The sequence below is a fragment of the Alistipes sp. An54 genome (assembly GCF_002159375.1).
Classification (GTDB): Bacteria; Bacteroidota; Bacteroidia; order Bacteroidales; family Rikenellaceae; genus Alistipes; species Alistipes megaguti.
In genome coordinates this window covers 229,927-253,044 of record NZ_NFIA01000003.1, presented here as the reverse complement: position 1 = coordinate 253,044, position 23,118 = coordinate 229,927, and the positions used below count along the sequence as shown (strand labels likewise).

Annotated in this window: 19 protein-coding genes; 17 read left to right on the top strand and 2 right to left on the bottom strand. The window is 63.0% G+C overall.

Annotated elements, in window-relative coordinates; genetic code table 11:
• The first annotated feature begins 257 nt into the window (after positions 1–257).
• From B5G09_RS04735 to B5G09_RS04680, 12 genes are all read left to right on the top strand, one after another.
• Positions 258–1,502 (top strand): WG repeat-containing protein, encoded by a 1,245-nt coding sequence (locus tag B5G09_RS04735; protein WP_087404246.1) that lies wholly within the window; start codon positions 258–260, stop codon positions 1,500–1,502.
• Between the two features lie 102 nt (positions 1,503–1,604).
• Positions 1,605–3,335: a DUF4954 family protein gene (locus tag B5G09_RS04730; RefSeq protein WP_087404245.1), complete on the top strand. Its 1,731-nt coding sequence runs from the start codon at positions 1,605–1,607 to the stop codon at positions 3,333–3,335.
• Between the two features lie 18 nt (positions 3,336–3,353).
• Positions 3,354–3,905, top strand: coding sequence for a hypothetical protein (locus B5G09_RS04725; protein WP_241147569.1), 552 nt, complete (start codon positions 3,354–3,356; stop codon positions 3,903–3,905).
• Positions 3,902–4,876: a WG repeat-containing protein gene (locus B5G09_RS04720; protein WP_087404244.1), complete on the top strand. Its 975-nt coding sequence runs from the start codon at positions 3,902–3,904 to the stop codon at positions 4,874–4,876. Before B5G09_RS04725 ends, B5G09_RS04720 begins: the two co-directional genes overlap by 4 nt.
• A gap of 99 nt (positions 4,877–4,975) precedes the next feature.
• Complete coding sequence (trxB, locus tag B5G09_RS04715) at positions 4,976–5,911, top strand: thioredoxin-disulfide reductase (protein ID WP_087404243.1); 936 nt, start codon at positions 4,976–4,978, stop codon at positions 5,909–5,911.
• A complete protein-coding gene (locus B5G09_RS04710) occupies positions 5,908–6,831 on the top strand; it encodes a ribonuclease Z (RefSeq protein ID WP_087404242.1) in 924 nt (307 codons plus the stop codon). The genes trxB and B5G09_RS04710 overlap by 4 nt, the downstream gene beginning before the upstream one ends.
• Positions 6,828–7,583 (top strand): RNA methyltransferase, encoded by a 756-nt coding sequence (locus B5G09_RS04705; protein WP_087404241.1) that lies wholly within the window; start codon positions 6,828–6,830, stop codon positions 7,581–7,583. Before B5G09_RS04710 ends, B5G09_RS04705 begins: the two co-directional genes overlap by 4 nt.
• Positions 7,584–7,743: 160 nt before the next feature.
• Positions 7,744–8,841, top strand: coding sequence for a 4-hydroxythreonine-4-phosphate dehydrogenase PdxA (gene pdxA, locus B5G09_RS04700; RefSeq protein WP_087404240.1), 1,098 nt, complete (start codon positions 7,744–7,746; stop codon positions 8,839–8,841).
• Positions 8,842–8,933: 92 nt separating this feature from the next.
• The gene (gene thrS, locus B5G09_RS04695; protein WP_087404239.1) at positions 8,934–10,886 is read left to right on the top strand and encodes a threonine--tRNA ligase; all 1,953 of its coding nucleotides are present in this window, start codon (positions 8,934–8,936) and stop codon (positions 10,884–10,886) included.
• Between the two features lie 132 nt (positions 10,887–11,018).
• A complete protein-coding gene (gene infC / locus B5G09_RS04690) occupies positions 11,019–11,555 on the top strand; it encodes a translation initiation factor IF-3 (RefSeq protein WP_087311392.1) in 537 nt (178 codons plus the stop codon).
• A gap of 144 nt (positions 11,556–11,699) precedes the next feature.
• Positions 11,700–12,671, top strand: a complete 972-nt coding sequence (locus tag B5G09_RS04685; protein ID WP_087404238.1) for an acyltransferase — start codon at positions 11,700–11,702, stop codon at positions 12,669–12,671.
• 58 nt (positions 12,672–12,729) lie between these two features.
• On the top strand, positions 12,730–13,383 hold the full coding sequence (locus tag B5G09_RS04680; protein WP_087404237.1) for an acylneuraminate cytidylyltransferase family protein: 654 nt from the start codon (positions 12,730–12,732) through the stop codon (positions 13,381–13,383).
• Positions 13,384–13,577: 194 nt separating this feature from the next.
• Here the strand turns inward: B5G09_RS04680 and B5G09_RS04675 are convergent, their stop codons facing one another.
• A complete protein-coding gene (locus B5G09_RS04675) occupies positions 13,578–14,462 on the bottom strand; it encodes a hypothetical protein (RefSeq protein WP_087404236.1) in 885 nt (294 codons plus the stop codon).
• A gap of 65 nt (positions 14,463–14,527) precedes the next feature.
• On the opposite strand from B5G09_RS04675, the gene B5G09_RS04670 reads away from it, so the two are divergent.
• The gene (locus B5G09_RS04670; protein ID WP_087404235.1) at positions 14,528–15,457 is read left to right on the top strand and encodes a glycosyltransferase family A protein; all 930 of its coding nucleotides are present in this window, start codon (positions 14,528–14,530) and stop codon (positions 15,455–15,457) included.
• A 30-nt stretch (positions 15,458–15,487) separates the two neighbouring features.
• The gene (locus tag B5G09_RS04665) at positions 15,488–16,411 is read left to right on the top strand and encodes a PHB depolymerase family esterase (RefSeq protein WP_087404234.1); all 924 of its coding nucleotides are present in this window, start codon (positions 15,488–15,490) and stop codon (positions 16,409–16,411) included.
• A gap of 149 nt (positions 16,412–16,560) precedes the next feature.
• Here B5G09_RS04665 and clpB read toward each other — a convergent pair whose 3' ends face one another.
• Positions 16,561–19,158 carry an ATP-dependent chaperone ClpB gene (clpB, locus tag B5G09_RS04660; RefSeq protein WP_087311397.1) on the bottom strand — a complete coding sequence of 866 codons (2,598 nt, stop codon included), beginning with the start codon at positions 19,156–19,158 and terminating at the stop codon, positions 16,561–16,563.
• A gap of 269 nt (positions 19,159–19,427) precedes the next feature.
• On the opposite strand from clpB, the gene B5G09_RS04655 reads away from it, so the two are divergent.
• Genes B5G09_RS04655 through folB form a run of 3 tightly spaced genes read left to right on the top strand, consistent with a single transcriptional unit; the run spans position 19,428 to position 23,062 of the window.
• Positions 19,428–21,347 carry a DNA polymerase III subunit gamma/tau gene (locus tag B5G09_RS04655; protein WP_087404233.1) on the top strand — a complete coding sequence of 640 codons (1,920 nt, stop codon included), beginning with the start codon at positions 19,428–19,430 and terminating at the stop codon, positions 21,345–21,347.
• A gap of 55 nt (positions 21,348–21,402) precedes the next feature.
• Positions 21,403–22,707 carry a tyrosine--tRNA ligase gene (gene tyrS / locus B5G09_RS04650; protein ID WP_087404232.1) on the top strand — a complete coding sequence of 435 codons (1,305 nt, stop codon included), beginning with the start codon at positions 21,403–21,405 and terminating at the stop codon, positions 22,705–22,707.
• 1 nt (position 22,708) lies between these two features.
• The gene (folB, locus tag B5G09_RS04645; protein WP_087404231.1) at positions 22,709–23,062 is read left to right on the top strand and encodes a dihydroneopterin aldolase; all 354 of its coding nucleotides are present in this window, start codon (positions 22,709–22,711) and stop codon (positions 23,060–23,062) included.
• The last annotated feature ends 56 nt before the right edge of the window (positions 23,063–23,118 follow it).

The following is a 23,118-nucleotide window of genomic DNA, read 5'->3' as shown; positions in this document are numbered from 1 at the left end:
CAGGCAACAAGGCGATGTCCAACCGGGCGGAGCAACGCCAAGGCGACAGAACGACGCCAAACCGGACGAACCGGGCAAATACCGCCTCAACGAAAACACCTCCTCAACGGGGAAAGAGCCGGTCGACATCCGCTGATGCCGACAGTCCGATACGAAAAACCGGGTTTTCAATCCGGTTTTTTTTGTCGGGTGGGGGGGGGCGAGGAAGGAGACTCGACTGCCCCGGGAAACCGCCGACAGGCAGACTTTTATAGAAAATGCATACCCTAGGCCAATACCTGATGACGTTGTCCGATCCCGACGGACTGACCCGCACGCTGGGAGCGGTGGAGGTATGCCGCGACCCGTCGGGGAGAATGTGCTTCAGCGTCGGGAACTCGGCGGCCGTCTTTCGCATCCGCCACCAGGGGCGGATCCGCTCGCTGCGTTGTTACCTGCGGCCGCAGCGCCACCTGAGGGAGATCTACGGCGGGCGGCTGCTCGAACGGGAACTCTACCTCTACACGTCGCCCGACAGCGGCGTATGGGTCGACGTGGTGATCGGCGACTGGATCGAAGGCGAAGACCTGCACACGGCCATCGCCCGCGCCGCTACGGAGGGTGACACCCGGCGTCTCGGAGAGTTGGCCGAGGCATTCGACCGGCTGGCCGCCCCGATGGTGGCCGACGACCGGGCCCATGGCGATCTCAAACCCGAAAACATCCTGGTCGATGCGGCGGGACGGCTGCACGTGATCGACCTGGACGCCTCCTTTCTGCCCGGCATGAAAGGGGAGACAAGCCCCGAACTGGGAACGGCCGCCTATCAGCATCCGGCCCGCACGGCCGCGGACTTCAACGCTCGGCTGGACGACTATCCGGCGGCGCTGATCTCCACGGCACTCCATGCACTGGCCCTCGATCCGACGATGTGGAAGCGTTACGGGAAGGCGGATGCACTGCTCTACGATCCACGACGGGCCGCCACGGATCCGGCTTTGTGCGAGACGCTCGGGCTGTTCGAGACGCGGGGCATGGCCCTTGCCTACCGCATCGCCCAACTGCTGCGGGCTCCGCGGCCGGAACTTCCCGACCTTTCGGCGCTGCTGGCCGAGGCGGTTCGGAGAGCCGACCGGGAGCGGTCCGAAGGGGTGAGAAACGAACGGATGCGAGCCGCAGAACAAAATCCAGCAACCGTCGGAGAGGTTCCGGAGTCGGGAAATCCACCGTCGGAAGAGGAGGATTCACTGCCGGAGTTGTATGCCGAGGGCGGCCGCTGGGGTTTCCGCACACGGGAGAGGGTGGTTATTCCGCCGCTCTACGACAACGGATTCGACTTCACCGAGGGGCTGGCCGCCGTACTGCTGGGCCGCACGTGGCACTTCATCGACCCGCAGGGGCGCACCCGTCTGAGCTGCCGGGGGTGTCAGGCCGTCAAGCCCTTCCGCGAAGGCTGGGCCCGGATTCTGCGCGACGGCCGCTGGCGGAGAATCAACCGCGCAGGGCAGGAATTTGACATTTGACGGCAAATCGTTATATTTGTAGGTTGTAGGATACGGATTGCCCGCCGGAAGATCGCCATCCCCGAGACCGCCGGCGGCATGATGATTGAGAACCGAAAAGTTATGACTCCATTCAGAACGTTGACCGCCGAGCAGATCGCGTCGCTCGAAGCACTGGGTAATACGGCCGAAGATTGGTCGCAAGTCCGGGTTTCGGAGGATTTCCAGCCCTTCCAGCTGCAGCAGAGCCGCCTCGAAGGCGAGGTCCGCATCGGCTCCGAGGCCCGCATCATCCACTCCCGGGTGCGCAACTGCCAGATCGGCGAGGGATCCCTGATCGAGGATGTCACGGCGCTGGAGTGCCGCCACCGCTCGTCGTTCGGAAACGGCGTCGGCGTGGCCACGATGAACGAATGCGGCGGCCGCACGGTGCGGATCTTCGATACGATGTCGGCCCAGATGGCCTACGTCATGGCCCTCTACCGCCACCGTCCGCAGACCCTGGCCGCCCTGGAGCGCATGATCGACCGCCGGGTCGAGGAGCGGCAGTCGGAGATCGGCCGCGTGGGACGCAACTGCCGCATCGTCGGAGCCCGCTTCCTGCGCGAGGTATGCATCGGCGACGAGGTCCGCATCGACGGCGCCTCGCTGCTCGAAAACGCCACGCTCTGCGACGGTGTCGAGATCGGCGTCGATGTCAAGGCCTGCGACCTGATCGCCGCCGAAGGGGCCCGCATCGGAAACGGCTCGACCGTCGAACGCTGCTTCGTGGGCGAGAGCTGCATCCTCGACAAGGGCTTCACGGCCGCCGAATCGCTCTTCTTCGCCAATTCGCACTGCGAAAACGGCGAAGCCGCCTCGATCTTCGCCGGTCCCTACACCGTCTCGCACCACAAGTCGTCGCTGCTCATCGCCGGCATGTTCTCGTTCTTCAATGCCGGCAGCGGCTCGAACCAGAGCAACCACCTCTTCAAGAGCGGGGCCGTCCATCAGTCGGTCCACCTGCGGGGCTGCAAGTTCGCCTCGGGGGCCTACATCATGTCACCGGCCCTCGAAGGGGCCTTCACGATGGTCATGGGCCACCACTCCTACCACCACGACACGTCGGCCCTTCCCTACTCCTACCTGATCGAAAAGGAGGGGCGCAGCCATCTGATGCCGGGGGCCAACCTGGCCAGCTACGGCGCCGTGCGCGACATCGAGAAGTGGCCGGCACGCGACCACCGCAAACTCAAACGCGACGTGATCGACTTCGACGAATACAACCCCTACGTCACGCAGGCGATGCTCGATGCGGTGAACATCCTCCACACGCTGCAGGAGCAGGACCCCGACGCCGAAGTCTACACCTACAACAAGACGCTGATCCGCGCCGCCTCGCTCCAGCGGGGGCTGAAACTCTACAACAAGGCCATCGTGGCGGCTCTCGGGTCGATGCTCGACCGCGGAGAGTCGAATCCCCGTCACAACGGCGCGGGACGCTGGATCGACGCCGCCGGACAATACATCACGCGGCAGGCCATGCGGGAGATTCTCGACGCCGTGGATCGCGGCGAACTCACCGATCCGACGGCCGTCGACAACCGCTTCCGGATCTTCGACGTCCACTACGACGACTATGCCCACAGCTGGGCTCTGCAGGTCTATGCCTCGCTGCTGGGCCACACACCGACCGTCGGGGAGCTCAACGACGCCATCCAGGCCGGGCGCAACGCCCACGCCGCCCTGCGCGAGATGACCGACGCCGACCGCCGGCGCGACTGTTCGCTCGACATGGCCGTCGGCTACGGCCTGGACTGCGACAACGAGGAGGACCGGCGCAGGGATTACTTCGCCGTGAGAGGTTTGAAATAGAGATAGCACGTAAAACCCATGTACACACAAAGCATCACACGCTCCCACCGCACGGCCTTCGTGCTGCTGATCGACGGTTCGGGATCCATGGCCGAGGAGATCGACGTCCACGGCCGGCGCATGACCAAGGCCGAAGCCGTGGCCTCGATCACCAACGGACTGCTGTTCGAACTGATCGAACGGGCCCGCCGCAACGACGGCGTGAGGGATTACTACGATATCGCCGTCTGGAGCTATTCGGGCAACGACGAGGTCTACTCGCTGCTGCCCGACGGCGTCGAGATGATCTCCGTGGCGAAGCTCGCCGCCCTGCAGGTCCCCATGCGGCGCGAGGTCATCGAGTGCCGGATGCCCGACGGTTCGACGGCCCTGCGCGAGATTCCGGCTCCGGCGTGGGTTGCACCCGAGGCTGCCGGGCAGACGCCGATGTATCAGGCGCTGGACCAGGCTGCGGAGCTGCTCGACGCCTGGTGCCGCCGTCCGGAGCATGAGCTACAACGCCTCGGCCGAACAGCTGATCGCCATGCTCAACATCGGTTCCATCAGCGTCAAGATCGAATAACACCATGACACCTACGATCCAAACTTTCACCCGGGCGCTGCTGACCCCCGACCTCTGCTTTTCGCACCTGACCGACGCCCGGGCCGTGCCCGGCCCCGAAGGGCTGCCGCTGTTGATGCGCACGACGCGCTTCGCCGAGGCGCAGATCGACTGGCAGGGACACCGCTGGCTGGTGTCGATGCCCCTCTCGTCGTCGGCCATCCACTCGGTCGAGCGCACCGCCTCGCGCATCGGCCGCCTCAATTCGGAGTGGCTCTCGCCGTACCGGATCCTTCCGGGCGAGATGCGCTGGACAGGCCCCACGGGCGAGGAGCTCCGCTGCGATCTGGTGCTGGAGTACCTCCCGGAGGGGATCTCCTTCGAAGAGGCCCTGCGCCGCGAATCGACCGATCGGCTCCTCACGGCCCTCGACACCCTGCAGCAGGCGCTCCGCACGCTGGAGTTCGCCCACAACAACCTCCGGCCGCGGAATCTGCGCTGGGTCGGCGACCGCTTCATACCGCTGCGCTACCACGACGCCCGGTTCGGACACCCGGAGAACGACGAACCCTCGTTCGAGGATCTGCGCGCGGAGGTGCTCCGCCGTTCGGACCCGATGCAGGTCTCGGATGTCGAGATGCACTACAACCCGCTGCGCAGGCTCACCGGCCACCTCTGGACCGGCCAGTTGTCCGAAGGGCTGGTCTGTGTCGAGGACAAGAGCGGCTACGGCTTCGTGGATGCCGAAAACCGCGTGGTGATCCCCGCAACGCTCCGCTGGGCCGGCGACTTCCACGAAGGCCGCGCCAAGGCCGAAACCGATACGGGCATGGGACTCATCGACCGGCAGGGACAATGGATCATCCCGCCCATCTACGAAATCATCGACTACGACCCGGTCGAAAGCAACGTCTTTGTCCGCAAGGAGGGACTCTGGGCCGAATTCGACTATCTGGGACGCCGGCAGTCGGAGTTGGGCGAACGCTCGGCCCGCCCGTAACCCCAGGAGGGGGGGGGAATGCAGCCGGAAGCGCCGGATCCCGAAACTCCCGAACACACAACACAGGCAAAAGAAGACGAACAATAAAAACAAGACACCATGGAAAACAACCAAACTGAAGAGGTAAAGGTCCTGATCATCGGAAGCGGCCCGGCCGGCTACACGGCCGCCATCTATCTGTCACGCGCCAACCTGGCACCGGTCCTCTACGAGGGCATCGAACCCGGCGGCCAGCTGACCACCACCACCGAAGTCGAGAACTTCCCGGGATTCCCCGAAGGGGTAGACGGCCCGCAGCTGATGGCAAACATGCGCCAGCAGGCCGAACGGCTGGGCACCGACCTGCGGTCGGGCAGCATCACGAAGGTCGACCTCTCGGAGCGTCCGTTCCGCGTCGAGGTCGACGGCGAAAAGGAGATCCTGGCCCGGAGCCTCATCGTCTCGACGGGCGCCACGGCCAAATACCTCGGCCTGCCCTCCGAGACGAAATTCCGCGGACAGGGCGTCAGCGCCTGCGCCACGTGCGACGGATTCTTCTACCGCAAGAAGGATGTGGCCGTTGTCGGCGGCGGTGACACGGCCTGCGAGGAGGCCACCTACCTCGCCTCGCTCTGCCGCAAGGTCTACATGATCGTCCGCAAACCCTTCCTGCGGGCCTCGAAGGCGATGCAGGAGCGCGTCTTCCACACCGAGAACATCGAGGTGCTCTTCGAGTACAACACCGCCGAGGTGCTGGGCGACGAGCAGGGCGTGACGGGGGCCCGTCTGGTGAAGACGGACGGTTCGGAGCGCACGATCGACATCGCGGGCTTCTTCCTGGCCATCGGCCACCACCCCAATACGGAGCTCTTCGCCGGACAGCTCGAACTGGACGAGGAGGGCTACATCCGCGTCGAGAGCAACACGTCGAAGACCTCGGTCGAGGGTGTCTTCGCCGCCGGCGACGTGAAGGATCCCCACTACCGTCAGGCCATCACCGCCGCCGGTTCGGGCTGCATCGCCGCCCTGGACTGCGAACGATTCCTGCTGCGGTGAGTTTCGCGGTAACCATACTGGGCTGCTCGTCGGCCAAGCCGACTCCGAACCGCCACCCCTCGGGACAGGCGGTGAACATCCACGAGCAATACTACCTGGTGGATGCCGGCGAGGGGACGCAGCAGCAGCTGATCCGTTACGGGATCAATCCGCTGAAGCTCCGTGCGGTATTCATCTCGCATCTGCACGGCGACCACGTCTACGGCATCTTCCCGCTGATCTCGACCCTGGGGCTCTACGGGCGGCGCACGCCGCTCGAGGTCTATGCCCCGGCGCCGTTCGGCGAGATGCTGGAGGCCGACCTGCGGCTGTTCGACGCCGACCTGCCCTACGAAGTGATCTGGCACCGGGTCGACACCACGAAGCACGCCCTGCTGATGGAGAACCGCACGGTGGAGGTGTGGAGCATCCCGCTGCGCCACCGGGTGCCGTGTGCCGGGGTGCTCTTCCGCGAGAAGGAGCCGCCGCTGAACGTCGACAAGTTCAAGATCGTGAAATACGGCCTCTCGATCGCCCAGATCACCGCCGCCAAGAGAGGGGAGGATGTCACGCTGGAGTCGGGCGAGGTGATCCCCAACGGCGAGTTGACCTACCGCCCCTACCGGGCCCGGTCGTACGCCTACCTCTCGGACACGAACTTCTCGGCCCGGGCCGCGGAGCTGTGCCGCGGGGTGGATCTGATGTATCACGAGGCGACCTACGCCGCCGCCGAGCAGCGTTCGGCCCGCGACCGCGGCCACTCGACGACGCTCGATGCGGCGAAGGCGGCGCTGAAGGCCGGGGCCCAACGGCTTATCATCGGACACTACTCGTCGCGCTACAAGGACGAAGGGGTGCTGGTCGAGGAGGCCCGGACGCTCTTCCCCGACACCTGGCCCGCCACCGAAGGGGTTACCTTCCGCATAGACAAAGAAGCATGACAAAAGCCGAAATCCAACTCGTCCGCTCGCTGGCCGACAAACGCGGCCGCACGGAGCAGGGACTCTTTCTGGCCGAGGGCGAAAAGCTCATCGGTGAACTGCGCACGTCGCAACTGCGCGTGCGGCAGATCTACGCCCTCGAGGGGATCTTCGCGGGCGACGAGGTCGAGGTGGTCACGCCGCGCGAGATGGAGCGTCTCTCGCAACTGAAGACGCCGTCGAACTCGGTGGCCCTGGTCGAGATCCCCCGCTACCGGCTGCACCCCGAAGAGCTGCGCGAACGGCTGACGCTGGCCCTCGACGAGGTGCAGAACCCCGGCAATCTGGGGACCATCATCCGGCTGGCCGACTGGTTCGGCATCCGCGACATCCTCTGCTCGGAGGGGACCGCCGACTGCTTCAATCCGAAGGTCGTGCAGGCTACGATGGGGGCCATTCTGCGCGTGCGGGTCCACTACACGGATCTGGCCGCCGCGCTCACTGCGGCCGCACGCGACGGGGTACCCGTCTACGGCACCTTCCTCGAGGGGGAGAACCTCTACGAGAGCCGCCTCTCGCCCGCGGGCATCGTCGTGATGGGCAACGAAGGCCGCGGCGTAACTCCCTCCGTGGCGCAATGTATCTCGCGCAAACTCTTCATCCCGCCCTGGCCCGCCGACCGACGCGGCTCGGAGTCGCTCAACGTTGCCATGGCAACGGGAATCGTCTGCGCCGAATTCCGGCGCCGGACCGCCATGCACGGGGCGAAATGACCCCCGCACGGAGCAAATGCGGCGAAAATCGCATTTTTATCCCCCGCCGGAGCACGCCATATTCCGAAAATTTATACTTTTGTGAGTTGAAACAGTTGCATTTGGCTCCGGACCCTCCGATCGGAGGATACCTTCGGAACCGGCAACCCGAAAAAGAGTTATGACCGAACCCAAATACAAGATAGGCATCACGCAGGGTGACCCCAACGGAATCGGCTGGGAGGTGATCATCAAGACACTGTCCGACCCCCGTATCACGGAGTTCTTCACCCCCGTTCTCTACGGATCGCCCCAGGCGGCTGCCGCATACCGAAATACCCTGACGGAGGTCGAGCAGTTCGCCCCGACGACCGTCGCCTCGGCCGCCGAGGCCCGCCGCGGACGGATCAACCTCGTCGCCTGCGGCCAGATCGCCCGGGTCGAACCCGGAAAACCGACCCCTGAAGCCGGCCGCGCCGCCGTCGAGGCGCTGCGCACGGCCATGCGCGACCTGAAGGCCGGCGAACTCGATGCGCTGGTCACCGCCCCCTTCGACAAGGAGACCGTCCAGAGCGACGACTTCCGCTTCACGGGACACACCGAATACCTCGCCGCGGAACTCGGAGGCGAGTCGATGATGATCATGTGCAGCGACGTGCTGCGCGTGGGGCTGGTCACCAAGCACATTCCCGTCTCGGAGATCGCCGCCCGCATCACCCGCGAAGAGATCCTCGCCGATCTGCGGATCTTCAACCGCTCGCTCATCGAGGACTTCGGCATCGTCCGGCCCCGTATCGCCGTGATGGCCCTCAACCCCCACGCCGGTGACGGCGGACTGCTGGGCCGCGAGGAGCAGGAGATCATCCACCCGGCCATCGTCGACGCCTTCCATGAGGGGATTCTCGCCTTCGGGCCCTTTGCCGCCGACGGGCTCTTCGCCGGCGGAGGCTATGCCAAATACGACGGCATCCTGGCCATGTATCACGACCAGGGGCTGGCACCCTTCAAGAGCCTCTCGCCCGACGGTGTGAACTTCACCGCCGGCCTGCAGGCCGTACGCACCTCGCCCGACCACGGCACGGCATTCGACATCGCCGGCAAGGACAAGGCAAACCCGCAGTCGATGCGCAACGCCATCTACACAGCCATCGACATCCTCCGCCACCGCGCCCAGTGGGCCGAGTGGAGCGCCAACCCCCTGCCCCGTGCCGAACGCGAAAAATCGGCCCGCGACGGCGCAAAGGAAACCCCGCAGAATGCCAGGGAGCCCAAAGAGTAACAGAAAAACAAAATAACGGACAAACCCGAAGTGTATTCCGTCTCGTAATTGTGGAAGCACCGAAGGCCCCGAAAATTTTAATAAAAACCTTTATGATCAAAATCACTTTCCCCGACGGTTCCGTACGCGAGTACGCCGAAGGGACAACTGCTTACCAGATCGCCGAGAGCATCAGCCCTCGTTTAGCTGCGGACTCGCTGGCGGCCTCGGTAAACGACGCAACGGTTGACATGATGCGCCCGATCGACGCCGATGCCTCGATCAAATTCTACAAGTGGGACGACGACGAAGGCAAGCACGCCTTCTGGCACACCTCGTCACACCTGCTGGCCGAAGCCCTCGAAGCCCTCTATCCGGGCATCAAGTTCGGTATCGGCCCCGCCATCGACAACGGCTTCTACTACGACGTCGATTCGCCGACGCCCATCACCGAAGCCGATCTGCCGGCCATCGAAAACAAAATGGTGGAACTGGCCCGCAACAAGGAGCCGCTCGTTCGCCGCGAGGTTCCCAAGGCCGAAGCCCTCGAGACCTTCACCCGGAAGGGCGACCAGTACAAGGTCGAACTCATCTCGGATCTGCAGGACGGTACCATCTCCTTCTATACCAACGGCGCCTTCACGGACCTCTGCCGCGGTCCCCACATCCCCAATACGGGATACATCAAGGCCATCAAGCTGACCTCCGTGGCCGGAGCCTACTGGCGCGGCAACGAGAAGAACAAGATGCTGACGCGTATCTACGGCATCTCGTTCCCCAAGAAGTCGATGCTCGACGACTACCTCAAGATGATGGAGGAGGCCAAAAAGCGCGACCACCGCAAGCTGGGCAAGGAGCTCGAACTCTTCACCTTCTCGCAGCGCGTCGGCCCGGGACTCCCTCTGTGGCTGCCCAAAGGCGCCGCCCTGCGCGACCGTCTGGAGCAGTTCCTGCGCAACGTCCAGAAGCAGTACGGCTACCAGCAGGTCATCACCCCGCACATCGGCAACAAGGAGCTCTACGTCACCTCGGGCCACTACGCCAAGTACGGCAAGGACTCCTTCCAGCCCATTCACACCCCGATCGAGGGCGAGGAGTATCTGCTCAAACCGATGAACTGCCCCCACCACTGCGAAATCTACCGCTCGAAACCCCGTTCGTACAAGGAGCTGCCGGTGCGTCTGGCCGAGTTCGGTACGGTCTACCGCTACGAGCAGTCGGGTGAACTCCACGGACTGACCCGTGTGCGCGGATTCACGCAGGACGATGCACACATCTTCGTACGCCCCGATCAGCTGCTCGACGAGTTCGAACGCGTGATCGACATCGTACTCTACATCTTCAAGACGCTGAAGTTCGACAGCTACACCGCCCAGATCTCGCTGCGCGACCCCAACAACCGGGAGAAGTACATCGGTTCGGACGAAAACTGGGAGAAGGCCGAGTCGGCCATCATGCAGGCCGCCAAGGAGAAGGGCCTCACAACGGTGGTCGAGTACGGCGAGGCCGCCTTCTACGGTCCGAAACTCGACTTCATGGTCAAGGACGCCATCGGCCGCAAGTGGCAGCTGGGTACGATCCAGGTGGACTACAACCTCCCGGAGCGTTTCGACCTGACGTACAAGGGCGCCGATGACAAACTCCACCGCCCGATCATGATCCACCGTGCGCCGTTCGGCTCGATGGAGCGATTTGTGGCAGTATTGTTGGAGCATACGGGCGGTAAATTCCCGCTGTGGCTCTCGCCCCAGCAGGTGGTCGTACTCCCGATCTCGGAGAAGTTCAACGGCTACGCCCAGACCGTCTGCGAATACCTGAACCGCTACGACGTCCGCACGGAGGTCGACGACCGCAACGAGAAGATCGGCCGCAAGATCCGCGACAACGAGCTCAAGCGCATCCCCTACCTGCTGATCGTCGGCGAGAAAGAGGAGGCCGAAGGGCTGGTTTCGGTCCGTGCCCAGGGCGAAGGCGACAAGGGGCAGATGAAACTCGAGGAGTTCCGCGACTTCCTGACCGGCCTGGTCAAGGCCGAGGTCGAAGCCAACAAGATCGTGAAGAACTGATCCGAAGGCAACCAAGACAACACATTATTAACTTAAATACGTACAACTATCGCAGCACCGAAACCATTCCCGCCGCGGCCGTTCAACCCCGGGAATAACAGACCGAAACCGGCTACAGGCAACAATCCCCGCCTGGGACGCAGAGCGCCCGAAAAGGAGAATCCGCACCGTATCAACGACCAGATTACGGCTCCCGAAGTGCGCGTGGTGGGCGACAACGTGCCTCAGGCACAGGTCATGCCGATCCGCGACGCACTGCGTCTGGCCGACGAGCTGGAGCTCGACCTGATCGAGATCTCTCCGAAGGCCGATCCTCCCGTCTGCCGCATCGCCGATTACCAGAAGTTCCTCTACCAGCAGAAAAAGAAGGCCAAGGAGCTGAAGGCAAACCAGGCGAAAGTCGTCGTCAAGGAGATCCGTTTCGGCCCCCAGACCGACGACCACGACTACAATTTCAAGCTCAAGCATGCCCAGAACTTCCTCAAGGAGGGCTGCAAGGTGAAGGCTTACGTCTTCTTCCGCGGACGTTCGATCGTCTTCAAGGAGCAGGGCGAAATCCTGCTGCTGCGCTTCGCCACCGATCTGGAGGATATCGCCAAGGTGGAGATGATGCCCAAGCTCGACGGCAAGAAGATGAACATGATGCTTGCACCCAAGTCGAAAAAGTAGTGCGCTGCACCGGATGACGCCTCCATGCCCGACGAAAAGCGGGTTCGGAACGGATCGATCCGGATTGTATGAAGAAGGGACAACCCCCGGAGGAGTCTTCCTCCGGGGGTTGTCGTTTGTCGATTTTTGTGTACCTTTGCATTGATGATCTCCACCGACGACATATTCCTCCTCGCGGAGGGCGACAAGGCCGCCTTCGAAACCGCGGCACTGGAGCTGTTCCGCTTCCAGGCCGAAGCATGCCCGCCCTACCGCGAATACCTCGACCGCATCGGCGTCCGACGGGAAGCGGTCGCCTCGCTGCGGCAGATTCCGTTCCTGCCCATCGAGCTCTTCAAGAGCCACAAGGTCTACTGCTGTGCGGAACCGCCCGAGGCGGTCTTCACTTCGTCGGCCACCACGGGCATGATCCCGTCGCGCCATCCGATGCGCTCGCTGACCCTCTACGAGCAGGCATTCCGCGGGGCATTCCGCGCGTTCTACGGCGATCCGTCGCGATGGAGTCTCTACGCCCTGCTGCCGAACTACCTGCGCCGCAAAGGGTCGTCGCTGGTCTACATGGCCGACCGGCTGATCGCCGACTGCGGGTCGGGAGGCTTCTACCTGGACGATTACGACGCGCTGCTGCGCGATATGGCCCGGGATCCGAAGCCGAAGATCCTGCTCGGCGTGAGCTACGCGCTGTGGGATCTGGCCGAACGCTACGCCCCGAAGCTGAACAACACCATCGTCATGGAGACCGGCGGCATGAAGGGCTATCGCGAGGAGATTCCCAAGGAGGAGTTCCACCGCATTCTGTGCGACGCCTTCGGCGTGGAGGCCATCCACTCGGAGTACGGCATGGCGGAGCTCACCTCGCAGGCCTACTCACAGGGCGGGAACCGGTTCCGCTGCCCGGCGTGGATGCGGGCCGTGTGCCGCGACGTAAACGATCCCTTCGAGGGGTTGCCCGCGGGCCAGCGCGGCGGGCTGAACATCATCGACCTGGCCAACCGCTGGTCGTGCGCCTTCATCCAGACGCAGGATGTCGGACACGTCGACACCGACGGTTCGTTCGTCGTCGAGGGTCGGGTCGACCACGCCGAGATCCGCGGCTGCAACCTGCTGGTCCAATAGGGGGGGGGCCGTCGGGATCGCGCCGTCAAACACCGCATCGACAAAAAGATTCATACGCATGAAAACCGTTGCATTCGTACCCATCCGGCTCAACAGCCAGCGCGTGGCGGGAAAAAACCTCCGCCCGTTGAGCGGTTCGCCGCTGATGTGCCACATTCTGCGAACCCTGACGCAGGTCGAAGGGATCGACGAAGTCTACGTCTACTGCAGCGACGAAAGCATCCGCCCGCTGTTGCCCGACGGGGTGCGGTTCCTGCGCCGCGACACCTCGCTGGACCGCGACACAACGCTCGGACGCGAGATCTACGACGCCTTCACCGCCGAGGTCGAGGCAGATCTCTACGTCCTGGCCCACGCCACGTCGCCCTTCATCCGGCCGGCAACGATCGCCGAAGCGCTCGCAAAGGTAAAGTCGGGCGAGTACGATTCATCGTTCAGCGCCGAGCGGATCCAGACATTCGCCTGGTACGAGGGGCGGCCGCTCAACTACCGCCTCGACAACATCCCCCGCACGCAGACCATCGAACCCGTCTACATCGAGACGAGCGCCTTCTTCATCTTCTCGCGGGAGTTGTGGTGCGGCCGCGGACAGCGCATCGGCGACCGCCCCTGGATGGCCGTCGTCGATCGCATCGAAGGGCTCGACATCGACTATCCCGAGGATTTCGCCATGGCCGAGATCATTGCCGCCAGCCGCAACCTGCCGCAGTAGGTGCGGAAAGAGGGGCCCCCGACTGCGTAAATGAACGATCCGGAGCGGAGATCCCGCTTCGGACCGTTTGCATAACAGGGCGCCTTGCCTGAACCGACCACATGGAGCAACCGATCGGCGAACCGGACAGTCCGGATGAAACCGGGCGGTCGGGACGGTCGGGACGGTCGGAGCAGTCGGAACGGTCGGAGCGATCAGTCGAGCGGATCGCGCTCGTAGGCGTCGATCAGCGAGCCGCGCGTGCGATTGACAATCCGCGCCCCGAGCCACGCGGCATAGTCGCGCAGGATCTCGTGCCCGCGGAAGAGTTCGGCCACCTCCGAGAGGTAGAGCGCCATCGTATAGGGGCGCGGAGGAACCTTCTGGAAAATCGGCTTCGGGGCGACGGGCTTCGTGTCGTAGTAGTGGCTGTCGATACGGCAGAGGCGGTTCTCATCGTCGACCATGAGGCCGTCGAGCAGCGTATGGTCCACACCGTAAAGCTCCACCGTGCGGTAGCCCAACAGCAGGGCAATGTATTCGCACACCTGGACCACCGTGCCGAAGTTGGCACTCCCCAGCCCGCGGCGGAAGAGCCGGCGGCGCAGCGACGGGAAGCCGTTGTAGAGCTGCGTGTGGAAGAGGATGATGCGGATCCGGGGGTTGGGCAGCACGGCCCGATAATCGAAATGTTCGGGGTTGTAGTACTGCACGTAGAGGTGCATGGGCCACGTGACCCGGGCGTTGAGCGTGCGGTAGAGTTCGTCGACCCGTTCGCGCTGGGCGCTCCGGCGGAAGAACATCGGGTCCGACAGCACATAGTAGGCCGGGCGCAGTTGGTCAAACCGCTCGTCGAGGGCGAAGAAGTTGACCGCCATAAAGTCGCGCTCCCGGGCCGCCCCGCTTTCGAGCAGCCGGGGCAGTTCGCGCCCCAGCGAGGGGCCGTTGCCGAGGATGGCCGCAACGGGGCGCGGACGGCCGACCGTACCGGCCCGCCCGACGTAGTTGCGGAAATTCTCCTTCCAGGCCATGACGGCCAGATAGAAGACCGTTTCGTAGAGATTGCGCACGAAACGGTCGACTTTTTCGAATGCGGTCATACCCCCTGATTTTCTTGCAAAAGTAGCAAAAGATCGGTATCTTCGCAAAAATTCACCCCGCAGCCATGCCGAAAACCACCTTCACGGTCGTCATTCCCCTCTACAACAAGGAGCGCGAGATCGAAGCCACACTCCGCTCGGTGCTGGCACAGAATCGTCAGCCCGAGGAGATCGTGGTCGTCGACGACGGCTCAACCGACCGCAGCGCCGAGGTGGTGCGCCGTATCGGATCGCCGCTCGTGCGGCTTATCCAACAGCCCAACGCCGGCGTCAGCGCCGCCCGCAACCGCGGCATCGCCGAAGCCCGCAGCTCGCACATCGCCCTGCTGGACGGCGACGACGGCTGGGAGCCCGGCTATCTGGCCGCCATGGAGCGTCTGATCGACGACTACCCCGACTGCGGACTCTACTGCGCGGGGTTTACGATCGAGAGCCACGACGGATGCTTCCCCGCCTCGGGGCTCGACCGCCGGGGGGTGGTCGAGAACTTCTTCCGCGACTCGGCCCACCGCTACATCGCCATCCCCTCGGCCAGCTGCATTCCCCGCCGGGTTTTCGACACCATAGGGGGATTCCCCGCGGGGATGAAGATCGCCGAGGACCTCTATCTCTGGATCGAAATCGCCCGCCGCTATCGGGTCTGCTACACCCCCGAACGGCTGGTCCGCTATTCACGCATCGCACAAAACCGATCGGCTTCGGGCTACACCCCCGAACGGACCGACTTCTCGTTCGAAAAGCTCTATAACCCCGATGCTCCCGAGGAGGAACGCGAATTCATTGCCCGGGCGGCGCTGGGCAAGGCGCTGGTATTGAGTGTCAAGGGCGGCACCGAAGAGGCAGCCCGCGCCGCCCGTTTCTTCCACTGGACGAAGACCTATCGCCGTACGCTGCGCAAGGTGCGGCTGCTGAACCGGCTGCCCGTCGCCTGGCGCGGGCCGCTGCTCGACGCCTACAACGCCCTGGCCTGGCGCCTGGCCCGCAAAGGATTGTAAACGAACGCCAACCACCAAGAAAGCCATTTCATGAGATTACTCCGAAGATTGACTCCGACCCTTCTGCTGACACTGCTCTCCGCAGCGGTTCAGGCTCAGGTGGACCGCACCGAGACCCTGCGTTCAAGCAGTATCGACCGCACCTATACGATCCACCTCCCGGCGGATCTTCCATCGGAAGCGCCTCTGGTCGTCGTCCTCCACGGCTACACCGGCAAGGCTGATCCGAACTACTTCGGCATGAATGCCACGGCCGATCGTCACGGCTTTGCCGTCTGCTACCCGCAGGGCGAACGCGACGGCCGCGGCAAAACCTGCTGGAACGTGGGATACCCCTTTCAGGCCGACATGCGGATCGACGACGTGAAGTTTCTCTCCGACCTGGTCCGCCATCTGCAGCGTCGCTACGGGCTGAGCCGCCACAACGTCTTCTGTACGGGCATGTCCAACGGCGGCGACATGTGCTACGGGCTGAGCCGCCACAACGTCTTCTGTACGGGCATGTCCAACGGCGGCGACATGTGCTACCTGCTGGCCTCGAAACGCCCCGATCTCTTCGCTGCACTTGGCCCCGTGGCTGGTTTCATGTCGGTCGAAATCCTCAGAGGGGACAAATGCCGCCGACCGGTTCCGCTCTTCGAGATCCACGGAACAGCCGACCCGACAACCCGCTGGGAGGGAGATCTGGAAAACCGCGACGGCTGGGGCGCCTATCTCCCGATCCCGATGGCCGTCTCCTACTGGGCCGCCCGAAACAAATGCCTCGAACACCGTATCGACACACTGCCACGCCGCGAAAGCCAGCTGCAGGTCGTCGCCCACCGTTACACGGACGGCACGGACGGCCACGAAGTATGGCTCTATGAAACGATCGGCGGCCGGCACTCGTGGCGCAACACAGGCGTCGATACCTGCGAGGAGCTTTGGCGCTTCTTCAGTCGCTGGATCCGATAAACCGGCCGGGCCCGATCCGGAGCCTTGTCGTTCCAAGGCTGCGTGCCAACCACTCCACGAGATACGGGCACAAAAAAAGGGTTCCACACCTTTCGGGGTGGAACCCTTCGTTATTGGCTGCCGCAGCAGCGGCTGCGGTCCGTAGACAATCAGTTCGCAAAGGTCAGACCGTTGGCGTCGGCATCGATCGAAATGGGTTTCGAACGATCGACCTCGCCGGCCAAAATCCGCTTCGACAGATCGTTGACCACGTAACGCTGGATGGTCCGCTTGACGGGTCGTGCACCATAGAGCGGATCGTAACCCGCCTTGGCGATCCATTCGCGCGCCTTGGCCGTATACTCGAGCCGGATGTTGTTCTCGGCCAGCAGTTTGCGTACAGAGTTCAACTGCAGATCGACGATACGTTCGATATCTTCGCGCGTCAGCGGCTCGAACATCACAATCTCGTCGATACGGTTCAGGAACTCGGGCTTGAGCTGCTGCTTCATCAGGTCGATCACCTCGCGGCGCGTCCGCTCCAGCACCTCAGCCGGGACCTTGTTGCCGTCGAAGTTGGCGAAGTTCTCCTGGATCACCTGCGACCCCATGTTCGAGGTCATGATGATGATCGTGTTGCGGAAGTCCACCGTACGACCCTTGTTGTCGGTCAGACGACCGTCGTCGAGCACCTGCAGCAGGATGTTGAAGACATCCGGGTGTGCCTTCTCGATCTCGTCCAACAGAACCACCGAGTAGGGCTTGCGCCGCACGGCTTCGGTCAGCTGGCCGCCCTCGTCGTAACCGACGTATCCGGGAGGCGCTCCGACGAGTCGCGAAACGCTGTGACGCTCCTGGTATTCACTCATATCGATACGCGTCATCATCTGATCGTCGTTGAAGAGGAACTCGGCCAGCGCCTTGGCCAACTCGGTCTTACCGACACCCGTCGTACCGAGGAAGATGAACGATCCGATCGGCTTGCGCGGGTCGTTCAGTCCGGCACGCGACCGGCGAACGGCATCCGAAATGGCGGCAATGGCCTGATCCTGACCCACGACCCGTTTGTGAAGCTCCTCCTCCATGTGGAGGAGCTTCTCGCGCTCCGAGGCCAGCATCCGCGTGACGGGAATGCCCGTCCAGCGCGATACCACCTCGGCGACATCCTGGGCGTCGACCTCCTCCTTGATCATCGAACCGTTGGTCGATGCCAGCTTGAACTCCTCCTGGAAGGCTGCAATCTGCTTCTCGGCCTCCTGGATCTTGCCGTAACGGATCTCGGCCACCTTGCCGTAATCGCCCTGACGCTCGGCCTGCTGGGCCTCGATCTTCAACTGCTCGATCCGGTCCTTGTTGGCCTGGATCTTCTTCAGCAGATCGCGCTGCCCCTGCCATTTGGCCCGCATCTCGGAGTCCTTGGCCTTCAGGTCGTCGATCTCCCTGGTCAGCGACTCGATACGCTCCTCGTCCTTCTCGCGGCGGATCGCCTCACGTTCGATCTCCAGCTGGCGGATCTTCCGATCGAGGCTATCGATCTCATCCGGCACGGAGTTCATCTCCAGACGCAACCGCGAGGCGGCCTCATCGATCAGGTCGATGGCCTTGTCGGGCAGGAACCGCGACGTGATGTAACGCGTCGAGAGTTCGACGGCCGCAATGATGGCCTCGTCCTTGATCCGCACCTGGTGATGGTTCTCGTAACGCTCCTTCAGACCACGCAAGATCGAGATGGCATCCTCCTGCGAAGGCTCGTCGACCATCACCTTCTGGAAACGACGCTCGAGAGCCTTGTCCTGTTCGAAGTATTTCTGGTACTCGTCGAGGGTCGTAGCACCGATCGTCCGCAGTTCGCCACGGGCCAGCGCCGGTTTGAGGATGTTGGCCGCATCCATCGCACCCGAGGACTTGCCCGCACCGACCAGCGTGTGGATCTCATCGATGAAGAGCAGGATCTCGCCTTCGCTGGCAACGACCTCCTTGACGACAGCCTTCAGACGCTCCTCGAATTCACCCTGATACTTGGCTCCGGCAATCAGCGCACCCATGTCGAGCGAATAGATCACCTTCGATTTCAGGTTCTCGGGGACATCGCCGTCGATAATCCGTCGGGCAATACCCTCGGCAATGGCAGTCTTGCCCACACCGGGTTCACCGACCAGGATCGGGTTGTTCTTCGTACGCCGCGAAAGGATCTGCAGCACCCGACGGATCTCCTCGTCACGTCCGATCACCGGGTCGAGTTTGCCGTTACGGGCCTGTTCGTTCAGGTTGATGGCATACTTGCCCAGCGCGTCGAACTCCTGCGAAGAGGTCTGCGAATCGACCGTCGCCCCCTTGCGGAAGGTGCGGATCGCCTCGATGAGCTCCTTCTCCGAAGCACCGCTGCGCTTCAGCAGATCGGCCGCCTGTCCGCGCTCGGCCACAAGGCCCAGCAGCAGGTGCTCGACCGAAGCGTACTTGTCGCCGAAATTCTTCGTGAAGTCGACGGCACGCTGGATCATGCGCGACGCATCCTGCGAAAAGTACTGCTCGCCGTTGCCGCCCTCGACGCGGGGCAACTGCCCCACGGCCCGGTCGACCTCACCGCGCAGCCCGCGGACGTTCACGCCGACACGCCCCAGCAGAAAGGTAGCAAGCGAATCATCCTCGCGGATCAACACCGCGAGCACGTGGAGCGGTTCGACAGCCTGCTGTCCGCGCTCCCGGGCAAGAGTAAGCGCCGCCTGCAACGCCTCTTGCGCCTTGATGGTTAAAGTGTTGATGTTCATATCCGTGTTGTTCTGTTAGTTTTCAAGTTTCGATCGGTAACCGATCAAAAGGCTTGCCACATTCGGCTTCCGGACATTTCGACATACTTTTCGCAAGAAATGTCATGAATTGTCACCCGCCGACTGACACACTGCGACAATCCGACAGACCGCGGGCTGCCGCCGGGCCGAACACCGCCGGAAAACATCCGGGAGGAGCAGCGCCGACTCCGCAGAAAATCGGTTTCCGGCTCCAAAATAAGAAGAATATTGTATATCTTTGCAACACCATGAGTGATTTCATCGTCAGTGCACGCAAATATCGCCCCGCAACCTTCCGTTCGGTCGTCGGGCAAAAGCATATCACCTCCACGCTGCAGAATGCCATCGAGCGCGGACAGCTGGCCCACGCCTACCTCTTCTGCGGACCGCGGGGCGTCGGCAAGACCACCTGCGCACGCATCTTCGCCAAGGCCATCAACTGTCTGAACCCCCACGGCGCCGAGGCCTGCAACGAGTGTGAATCGTGCCGCTCGTTCAACGAGGGGCGCTCGCTCAACATCCACGAGCTGGACGCCGCCTCGAACAATTCGGTCGAGGATATCCGCTCGCTCATCGAGCAGGTGCGCATCATCCCGCAGGTGGGACGCTACTCGGTCTTCATCATCGACGAGGTCCACATGCTCTCGGCCGCGGCCTTCAACGCCTTTCTGAAGACCCTCGAGGAGCCCCCCGCCCACGCTATCTTCATCCTGGCCACCACCGAAAAACACAAGATCCTGCCGACGATCCTCTCGCGCTGCCAGATCTACGACTTCAACCGCATCCGCGTCGAGGATTCGGTCGAGTATCTGAAATACATCGCCTCGCAGGAGGGGATCACGGCCGACGAAGAGTCGCTGAACCTCATCTCGCAGAAGGCCGACGGCGGCATGCGCGACGCCCTGTCGATGTTCGACAAGGCGGTCTCGTTCTGCGGCACGACGCTCGACTACCGCCACGTGGCCCAGACGCTCAACGTCCTGGACTACGACACCTATTTCAACGTCACGAAAATGCTCCTCGCGGGCAACTATGTCGAGGCGCTGGTTCAGTTCGACGAGGTGCTCTCGAAGGGCTTCTCGGGCCAGACCTTCATGGCCGGTCTGAACCGCCACATGCGCGATCTGCTGATGGCCAAACGCCCCGAGACGCTGCGGCTGATCGAAATGACCGGAACCCTGCTCGAACGATACCGCGCGCAGGCGGAGGCCTGCAGTGTCGAGTTTCTCTTCGGGGCCATTGCCCTGCTGACGGATCTCGACGGGAAGATCCGACAATCGTCGAACCAACGATTGCTCGTGGAGCTGGGCCTGATGAAGATCGCAGGGCTCGGCCAAAAAAAAAATAACGACCTGATATCTCCCGGGGAGTATCCGCTTCCCGAACTGACACCCCGCCCGGCGACAGGCCCGACGGCAACCCCGCAATCCGGACCAGCTTCGCAACCCGGCCCGCAAACCGCAGGCAGAGAGGCGGCGATCAACGCAACGGCGCAAGGTTCCGCATCGGCAACAGGCCCGACGGCAGCTTCGCAACCCGGCCCGCAAACCGCAGGCAGAGGGGCGGCGATCAACGCAACGGCGCAAGGTTCCGCATCGGCGGCAGGTCCGGCGGCAACCCCGCAAGCGGGACCGGCTCCGCAACCGGCGGCAGCGCAAGCAACAGGGAATTCCCCGGCCTCGACGGTACACCCCCATCGCAAACCGCTGATTTCGGGAACGTCTCTCTCGGAACTGCTCTCCACGGGAGGAGCCTCGCAGAGCGTGGATCCTGAGTCGGAGAAGGCGGCCCGGACCACCGACATCGTGATCGACCCGGCGAGCGAAAGCAAACTGACAAAGGCCCGGGACGAGATTCTGAAGCTTATCCGGGAACGTCGGCCGCGCTTCGTACAGGTCTTCGAGGAGATGCGCTTCCAGGGCAATACGATTGCCGTCAGCGTTCCGACCAGCGAACTGCGCGAGGAGATTCTCCGCTCGAAGACAGCCATGCTGATGCGTATCGCCGAACTGGCCGGAATCAACGGAGCCCTGGAACTCGAGGTAAAGGTCAACGAGGAGATTCGGGCCGCACGCCCGATCAAACTCGAAGACCGGGTCAAATACATGACCGACAAGAACCCGCTGCTCACGGAGTTCCGCAAGGCGCTGGATCTCGAAGTCGAATAACAAAAGCGAGCGGGCATACCGCTCCGGAAAACGAATAAGAAGAGAACAAAAGAATATGGCAACCAAGAACTTTATCGAAGAACTCGAATGGCGCGGCATGATCCACACGATCATGCCCGGAGCCAAGGAACAACTGGAGAAAGAGATGACGACGGCCTACCTGGGCATCGACCCCACGGCCGACTCGCTGCATATCGGCCACCTGGTGGGAGTGATGATCCTCAAGCACTTCCAGCTCTGCGGCCACCGTCCGCTGGCCCTCGTGGGCGGTGCCACGGGCATGATCGGCGACCCCTCGGGCAAGTCGCAGGAGCGCAACCTGCTCGACGAGGCAACCCTGCGTCACAACCAGGAGGCCATCAAGGCCCAGCTGTCGAAACTCCTCGACTTCGACTCCGACGCCCCGAATGCCGCCCGCATGGTCAACAACTACGACTGGATGAAGGACTTCACGTTCCTGGACTTCATCCGCGACATCGGCAAGTGCATTACGGTCAACTACATGATGGCCAAGGATTCGGTCAAGAAGCGCTTCAACGGCGAGGGTGACGGCATGTCGTTCACCGAGTTCACCTACCAGCTGGTTCAGGGTTACGACTTCCTGCACCTCTACGAAACGATGAACTGCAAGATCCAGCTCGGCGGCGCCGACCAGTGGGGCAACATCACCACCGGCACCGAACTCATCCGCCGCAAACTGGGTCCCGAAGCCGAAGCCTATGCCATCACCTGCCCGCTGATCACCAAGGCCGACGGCACGAAGTTCGGCAAGACCGAGAGCGGCAACGTCTGGCTGGATCCGCGCTATACGTCGCCCTACAAGTTCTACCAGTTCTGGCTCAACGTCAGCGACGAGGACGCCAAACGCTACATCAAGATCTTCACGCTGCTCGACCGCGAGACGATCGAGTCGCTGATCGCCGAGCACGAGACCGCCCCGCACCTGCGCGTGCTGCAGAAGCGGCTGGCCGAGGAGGTCACCACGATGATCCACTCGCGCGAGGAGTACGAAAAAGCTGTCGAGGCGTCGCAGATCCTCTTCGGCGGCGCCACCTCCGAGGCGCTGCGCCGGCTGGACGAAACGACGCTGTTGCAGGTCTTCGAAGGGGTTCCGCTGTTCCGCGTGGCCCGCACCGAACTGGAGGCCGGCCTGCCGTTCGTCGAACTCTGCACCGAGCGTGCGCAGATCTTCCCCTCGAAGGGCGAATGCCGCAAGCTGATTCAGGGCGGCGGCGTCTCGATGAACCGCGAGAAGATCGCCGATGCCATGCGTCAGGTGACGGCCGACGACCTGATCGCCGGCAAGTACCTGCTGGTCCAGCGCGGCAAGAAGAACTACTACCTCGTCATCGCCGAATAGCATGGAATACCGCATCGTACTGCAACGCATGGAGTTCCGGGCCCTGCACGGGTGCTACGAACTCGAACGCAAGGTCGGCAACCGCTTTACGGTCGACGTGGAGATCACGACCGAACTGGGCGACGTAGCCGCGGAGGACAGCGTTGAAAAGGCCGTGAACTATCTGACGGTCTACGAGGTGATCCGCCGCCAGATGGCTGTCACACAACGCACCATCGAACGGGTCGCCATGAACATCATCGACGCCCTTCACGCCGAATTTCCGCAGATCCGGCACGTGAAATGCACCGTATCGAAACTGGCGCCCCCGCTGGGCGGCAAACTCGAACGGGTGAGCGTCATACTGGAGAAATAACCCGAGACGCCCTGCGGCGGGAGTGGGTGGACCTCCCACCGCAGGGCATTTTGCAA